Source organism: Desulfurella sp. (assembly GCF_049977265.1).
Classification (GTDB): domain Bacteria; phylum Campylobacterota_A; class Desulfurellia; order Desulfurellales; family Desulfurellaceae; genus Desulfurella.
The window spans coordinates 1-2,210 of sequence record NZ_JBMFGQ010000086.1; the positions used below are offsets into that span (position 1 = coordinate 1).

At 29.6% G+C, this 2,210-nt stretch carries 1 protein-coding gene and 1 pseudogene; one reads left to right on the plus strand and one right to left on the minus strand.

Annotated elements, in window-relative coordinates; genetic code table 11:
- Nucleotides 1-235: 235 nt before the first annotated feature.
- Nucleotides 236-1,030, minus strand: a complete 795-nt coding sequence (locus ACP5FO_RS08725; RefSeq protein WP_428157417.1) for a sulfite exporter TauE/SafE family protein — start codon at nucleotides 1,028-1,030, stop codon at nucleotides 236-238.
- A 719-nt stretch (nucleotides 1,031-1,749) separates the two neighbouring features.
- Here ACP5FO_RS08725 and ACP5FO_RS08730 point away from each other — a divergent pair.
- Nucleotides 1,750-2,210 (plus strand): annotated as a pseudogene (locus ACP5FO_RS08730) (hypothetical protein); the annotation flags it as partial.

Genomic DNA, 2,210 nt, shown 5'->3' on the forward strand with positions numbered 1-2,210 from the left:
TAAATCAGATTATTTTCAAAAGCTTGTTACAGGAAAGCGGGAATGCAGGATATAAGTATTAATTTTTAAGTATTATACTGGCTGGCAGCCAAGAGGTCAGTAGTTCGATCCCCCCTTAGCTCACCAACTATTTTTATAGTTCGTTTAAAAGCAATTGTAACTAAAAATTGTATTTACATTATAAGATATCATCATAAGTTTTGGATTGCTACATATAAATCATCAATACTAAAAATCAAATTTTAATAAAGTTACCTAAAAATAAGAAAAAACCTAAAAATAAAATAATCCACCCCTGATATACTCTTAAAGTTTTTAAATCTAAAGTAGCTGAAATATAAGCACCTATTTGAGAACCGGATACTGCACCAATAAATAAAGAAATAGCATATAATAACCAAACGTGTGAATAAGAGCTCGTATTTGTTAAATGTATAATAAACCCAATCAACGAAGTAATTGTCATTGTCATAATCAAAGTGGAAAAAGCTGTCCTTGGAGAAATCTCTTCCACAGCAACCAAATATGTTCCCATTATGCCACCTATTCCTACGCCAAAAAATCCTGATACAAAACCAGCTAAAAATGAAATAAAACGTAAAAGATTGTTATGTTTAATGATATTTGTAGTACTTTGACTATTAAATTTTAGTAAATTTTTTTTAGCACTCACCAAAGAAAAAATACCTATTATTATTACCCATAATGGAAATATACTTGCAAATTGTTGAGTTTTTATAAATTTATTAACAATTGAACCTACAATAATACCAGGCAAAATAAAAGCAATAATAACTACAAATAATTTATAATCAATTGTTTTTTGCTTTATAAAAGCATATGTGCCACCAATTGTACTTACGACAATTGTAAACAAACTTAAACCACTTGCTATAATTGAGCTTAAATGTAAATAATAAATAAAAAAAGGCACCAATATGATTCCACCACCAATACCTATTATGTTGCCCAATATAGAAACCACTATTGACACTATTAAAACTGCCAAACTATTTAAAATTATCGTCATGCTGTCCTCAAAATCTATAAAAAATTTTTTACAACTTTATGTTTTTAAAAATATCCTTAATTTTTCAAACCAAACCTTCAAAGTAATTAAATTTTTTGTCTTGTAAAACTTAGCATAACAAAAGTAATGTCATACTGAAACAATAGCAAACAATCCACTTCAGATAGCGTCATTCTTAAAACGAAAGAGAAACTACCAACTTTCAAAACATTTTTATTAAATATAGAAATTAAAAAATGTTGCTATTTTATTTTAAAAGAACTTGCATGCTGGCATCTTAAAAGTTTACTATTTCTTGGCAAACAGTTAATTTAAGTAATACAACAATGTTTTTCCTTTGTCAATAAAAAATTACAAACTGATATTTTAGTTGGCTGAAGTAGTTTTTTCTTACACAACCTTAAGCACGGCTCTGTAACTAAAACCATTCACAATATTATGTAAAGATAGAAGAAAATGTGTAAAATATTTTAAATATTTAGAAAAATATTGATCAAATTATTATTTCAGATTACCATGATAGAAGAGTATGTGGATTATCAATTTATATTGCTGATTTTTTATTATAATCCCATACTGCATACATGTATTATTGTAGAATTATTTACCTGTATTTGACTTATGTGTTATAAAAAGTAAATTATTAAATAGGGTGTTAGGAGGTTTATAAACAGTTTTTGTATGTGGCAAACAACACTTATCCTAAAAAGGAGTCATTTATGTCGAGGATAAAAAAATATATTTTGGGTGTATTGATTCCAATCTTTATCGGGACATTTAGTTATTTTAGTAAACCGCCAAATGCAAATGCTGGTATGTTTATCAACATGGAAACACCTCAGTTTGCTTTTAATATAGGCAGTGGGTTAAATGCCTACTATACACCTTCAGTACCAGGATACGTATACTATTACGGCTATAATAATATGTATTATATGTGGTATAACAGTGTTTTAATGTATTCTCCATACTATTATGGGCCATGGGAACCAGTTTATGGTGGAATGATTATACCCCGTATATTTCTAAATGGTCCCCCGCAACCCCCGCCAGGCTTTAGGTGGGGTTATTGGATTCATAGACCACCCCCTCCACCACCTAGAGCTTACTATGTGCATTACTGGTATTACATATCACATCCTCCTGGTCCACCACCAGGACCAGGACCTTCTGGACCAGG